6 protein-coding genes and 1 pseudogene are annotated in these 4,856 nt (G+C 35.0%); 4 read left to right on the forward strand and 3 right to left on the reverse strand.

Annotation, left to right across the window (positions count from 1 at the left end):
* Window positions 1-52 precede the first annotated feature (52 nt).
* Window positions 53-628: pseudogene (locus tag HRT72_10170) on the forward strand (PD40 domain-containing protein).
* Between the two features lie 20 nt (window positions 629-648).
* Here HRT72_10170 and HRT72_10175 read toward each other — a convergent pair.
* Both HRT72_10175 and HRT72_10180 read right to left on the reverse strand, forming a co-directional pair.
* Window positions 649-1,161, reverse strand: coding sequence for a 6,7-dimethyl-8-ribityllumazine synthase (locus HRT72_10175; GenBank protein NQY68069.1), 513 nt, complete (start codon window positions 1,159-1,161; stop codon window positions 649-651).
* 6 nt (window positions 1,162-1,167) lie between these two features.
* Window positions 1,168-1,842 (reverse strand): tetratricopeptide repeat protein, encoded by a 675-nt coding sequence (locus HRT72_10180; protein ID NQY68070.1) that lies wholly within the window; start codon window positions 1,840-1,842, stop codon window positions 1,168-1,170.
* A gap of 138 nt (window positions 1,843-1,980) precedes the next feature.
* Here HRT72_10180 and HRT72_10185 point away from each other — a divergent pair, with 138 nt between their 5' ends.
* Together HRT72_10185 and HRT72_10190 are read left to right on the forward strand one after the other, a co-directional pair.
* On the forward strand, window positions 1,981-3,093 hold the full coding sequence (locus tag HRT72_10185) for a DNA replication/repair protein RecF (GenBank protein ID NQY68071.1): 1,113 nt from the start codon (window positions 1,981-1,983) through the stop codon (window positions 3,091-3,093).
* Complete coding sequence (locus HRT72_10190) at window positions 3,086-3,376, forward strand: DUF721 domain-containing protein (GenBank protein NQY68072.1); 291 nt, start codon at window positions 3,086-3,088, stop codon at window positions 3,374-3,376. The genes HRT72_10185 and HRT72_10190 overlap by 8 nt, the downstream gene beginning before the upstream one ends.
* A gap of 1 nt (window position 3,377) precedes the next feature.
* Here the strand turns inward: HRT72_10190 and HRT72_10195 are convergent, their stop codons facing one another.
* Entirely contained in the window at window positions 3,378-3,797 is a 420-nt protein-coding gene (locus HRT72_10195; protein NQY68073.1) for a nucleoside-diphosphate kinase, read from the reverse strand.
* Between the two features lie 107 nt (window positions 3,798-3,904).
* Here HRT72_10195 and HRT72_10200 point away from each other — a divergent pair.
* The coding region (locus HRT72_10200; protein ID NQY68074.1) for a DHH family phosphoesterase at window positions 3,905-4,856 on the forward strand (952 nt) is incomplete at its 3' end.

Consider the following 4,856-nt stretch of genomic DNA (forward strand, 5'->3'; position numbering starts at 1 on the left):
AAAGTTGTTGCCAAATGGAGAATGGGGATTAGCTATTAATCTATGACCTGGAATTAATACTCCTTTAGATGAAGATGGTCCGTTTATTCATCCTAATGGAAAGACGCTATATTTTAGTTCTGAAGGACATGATAATAACATGGGAGGGTTTGATATCTTTTCATCGGAAAGAATAAATGATACCACTTGGTCGAAGCCTGAAAATCTAAAATATCCAATTAATACGGTAGATAATGATATGTATTTTGTGCTTTCTGCGGATGGTAAGCGAGGATATTACTCTACCCAAAAATCGGATGGAATGGGGGAGACTGATTTGTATAAAATAGATATGCCGGGTAATGCCTTTAATCTAGTATTTGTACAAGGTACTATTCGGAATGAAAGTAGTAAAGATCTTAGCTCGGCATCTATTACTATAATAAATGCAAGCACAGAGGAAATTGTTGGTATCTACAGACCTAATGAGAAATCAGGTAAATACATTGCAATCCTAGATCCAAAGAAAAAATACTACATGGAAATTGAAGCGGATGACCATAAGTTAAAAAGAGAAGATTTATCTTTTTCTAATAAAATGGAATTTCAGAATATTCAAATGGATGTAACTCTTGAAGAGGTACAATAGAAATCCCTATCTATGGGAGGCTAAAGGTCTAATTTATTCTCTAGATCAAACATTTTAATAGCAGTAATAGCAGCTTCATCACCCTTGTTACCGTACTTTCCTCCAGATCTGTCGATTGCTTGTTGTAGGTCGTTTGTGGTTAGCACGCCGAATATAGTTGGTGTGTTATTTCCTAGTTGTACATCCTGAATGCCACTAGCCACAGAAGAACAGATAAAATCGAAGTGTTTCGTTTCACCTTGAATTACACATCCAATACAGATAATAGCGTCGTAAATAGCTGATCTTCTTACCATTTTGGCTCCCATAGGTAATTCGAAAGTTCCAGGAACATAGTGTACTACAGCATTCATGTCAGCATCTAAATCATGCTCATAAACTTTGTGTTTGACACATGTATCAATGGCACCTTGTAAAAGGGCACCAGTTATTTTGGGATTCCATTCTGAAACTACAAAAGCGATTCTCATTCCCTTTCCTGAAGGAATATATTCTGTATTGTGATCGGAAAGATTTTGATTTGCGCTAGACATACAGAATTAGTTCATTTTAACACTTGCTCTAGCTTGATATCTTACAGCTTCTTTGCCTTCTTTAGAATCAGGAAAGTCAGTTTTAAGCCTAGTATAAATACTATTTGCTTGACTCATATCACTTAAATTTTCTGCAGCCATTCCTGCCTTTAATAAGTACATCGGAGCAGTTAGTTTATTCTTGTTATGATCCGCAGCTTTTAAATAACTACTAAGCGCATCGTCTGCTCTACCTAATTCCATGTTTGCATCACCAATTGCACCAAGAGCAACTGCCTTTACAATAAAGTCGTCGGAAGAAAAGTTTTTTAAATGCTCGATCGCGAGATCAAATTCTCCTAAGTTTAGGAATGATATCCCTGCATAATACTCTGCTAGATTAGCACTAGGGGTGCCGCTGTAATCTGTGATAATATCAACGAATCCAACGTAATTCCCATCACCATAAACTGCTTTGTTCAATGAGTCAGAACGAAAGTAAGTTTCAGCGATAAACATTTGCGCTTGAGCTTCGTTTTCTTGCTCTGGAATATACCAATTAAAGTAAGCGAAGTATAAAACTATCGCTACAACACCACATGCAATTATTACACTAATGTTGTTTTTATTGTCTTCGACATATTGCTCTGTTTTGCTATGTCCTTCTTCTGCCGCTAAGGCTATATCTTCTTTTTCGCTCATTTGTTATTGGCTAATTTGAAGTGCAAAAGTAAATTATATTAGTTAATAAATGGGTAAAATTGCTGACATAATAACCACTAAGAGAGTATATTTCTAGGGGCATAAAGCCTAAATTTGTACTTGCTCAATTATCAAGGTATGCATCTCGATCAATTATCCTTAATTAATTTCAGAAGTTATTCAGAACTAGAAATAGCGTTTTCGAAGAACGTTAATACGATTGTTGGTGATAATGGAGAAGGCAAAACAAACTTGCTTGATGCAATTTATTACTTGTCGTTTTGTAAAAGCTTTCTTAATCCGGTAGATTCTCAAAATATTCGACACGATGAAAAGTTCTTTGTGATTCAAGGGCAGTTCACGAAAGAAGACAAAAGTATAAAGGTATATTGCGGCGTTAAGAAGGGAGAAAAGAAGCAGTTCAAAAAGAATAAAAAGGCTTACGGAAAATTAGCCGATCATATTGGCTTGTTGCCATTAGTAATTATATCTCCGGCAGATATGTCGTTGGTTACTGAAGGGAGTGAGGTAAGAAGAAGATTTGTCGATAGTATAATATGCCAGCTAGATAAGGAGTACTTATCTTTATTGATGAGCTATAATAAGGTGCTAGCTCAAAGAAATGCTCTGCTGAAAATATTTTTCAAGCGAAATTATTTTAGTCAAGAAGAACTATCTGTTTGGGATGATCGGTTGGTTGATTTAGGGCTAAAAATTAATGCGCATAGAATATCCTTTATAGAGAACTTTATTCCTGTTTTTAAAAAGTACTACAATTTAATTAGCGGTGAGAAGGAAGAAGTATCTCTTGCTTATACTTCTCAAGTAACAGATAGTAATTTTAGTGATCTGTTACTTAATGCCGTTTCAAAAGATAGAATGGTTGGTTATTCTACTGTTGGGATTCATAAAGACGACTTGAATTTTAATATAGATGGCTATCTAATTAAGAAATATGGTTCACAAGGTCAACAAAAATCTTTTCTCTTGGCCTTAAAACTTGCTGAGTTTGACTACCTTAAGGAAAGATCTAGTTCTGTTCCTGTGTTGTTGATGGATGATATATGTGATAAATTGGATAGCAATAGAATTAGCTCGTTATTTAAATTAACGTGTAATGGGAATTTTGGTCAGGTTTTTATAACCGATACGAATAGGCTAAGAATAGAAAAGTTACTTAGTGAGCACAATATAGCTTGTAGAATGTTTTCCGTAAGTAATAATCAGATAGAAGAAAGTAAGAATGATTAAAAAGAATGCTCGAAGCTTAAATTCATTACTTACTCAAGTAATGCAAACCAATGGACTAGATGGTAAGCTAAAAGAGGTAAACTTAATAAGTTCTTGGGAGTCTGTTGTTGGTGATATGATTGCTAAACATACCACCAACCTTTACATAATTAGTAAAAAGCTGGTGGTAAAGTTAGACTCGGCCGTTTTGCGGCAAGAGTTATCTTACAACAAAACAAAAATCATTGACATGCTCAATGAAGAAGCAGGATCGGAAATAATCGATAAAATCGAATTCCGATAGATTAAAATATCTCTTCAGTGGAGAAATGGAAGTTTCCTTCGATTGCAGCGTTTTCATCACTATCAGATCCATGTACCGCATTAGCCTCAATTGAAGTAGCATATAAGTTTCTGATTGTACCTTCTGCAGCATCTGCTGGGTTAGTAGCACCAATTAAAGTTCTGAAATCTTCAATTGCATTTTCTTTTTCAAGAATAACTGCAACGATAGGACCAGAAGACATATATGATACTAAATCATTATAGAAAGGTCTCTCTTTATGTACTTCGTAAAATGCTCCAGCTTTTTCAGTAGAAAGTTGCGTGTATTTCATTGCCACGATCTTAAATCCGCCTTCAACAATTTTTTGTAATATATTTCCAATATGACCATTTTCAACACCGTCAGGTTTGATCATTGTAAAAGTTCTGTTAGTTGTCATTGTATATGTGCTATTATGTTTTTGGCGAAATTAATTAATTTCCGACATAAGCAGTTAAAGAGCTTTTAATAAAATTACTTTTGTTACTTAATAAAGAATATATGGGAATGGAAGATCAGGTAATTTTAGACATAAAAGATGTCATAGAAAATAGCAAACACATTGTTGTTACAAGTCATGGTGCTCCTGATGGAGATTCTATTGGCTCAGCATTAGCGCTATGCCATTACTTGAAATTAATAGGCAAGAATGTAGATGTGATAATCCCAGATGATGCTCCAAAGTTTTTACGTTGGATGCCGGGATATCAGGATATACATGTTCATTTAAATAATAGATCTCACTGCGAAAAGATCATGAAAAAGGCAGATGTTCTTTTTTGCCTTGATTTTAACGCCTTGAAAAGGTTATTTAAACTGGCGCCAAGTGCAGAGGCATCAAATACTATTAAGGTTGTTATCGATCACCACAGAGATCCTGATTCTTTTCCGGATCATATCATTTCTAAACCTTTAAAAAGCTCTACTTGCGAAATGATCTACGATCTAATAGTAGACCTTACAGGAGATGAGATTATTAATAATGATATTGCTACTTGTATCTATACAGGTATTATGACAGATACCGGTTCTTTCAAATACTCTTGTACTACACCAGAAACCCATGAGGTAGCTGCTCAGTTGATAAGAAAGGGAGTTAGTAATGCTGAGATAGGCGATAAAATATTTGGTGCGGCTAAAGAGGATACGGTTAAGTTACTTGGATTCTGTTTAAGTGAGAAGTTGGTTGTTCGGAAAGAATTCAATACTGCATACATGAGCTTAAGCCAGGAAGAATTGGATAGTCATAATTTTGAAAAAGGAGATACAGAAGGCTTTGTGAATTACGGCTTGTCGATACATGGTATTAGGTTTGTAGCCTTCTTTATTGTATTTCACGATGTAGTTAAGATATCATTTAGATCTACAGGAGATTTTGCAACAAATGAATTTTCTGGTGCACACTTTAGCGGGGGCGGACATCGAAATGCATCAGGAGGAATTTCTCATGATTCATTAG

This window comes from Flavobacteriales bacterium, assembly GCA_013214975.1.
Lineage (GTDB): Bacteria > Bacteroidota > Bacteroidia > DT-38 > DT-38 > DT-38.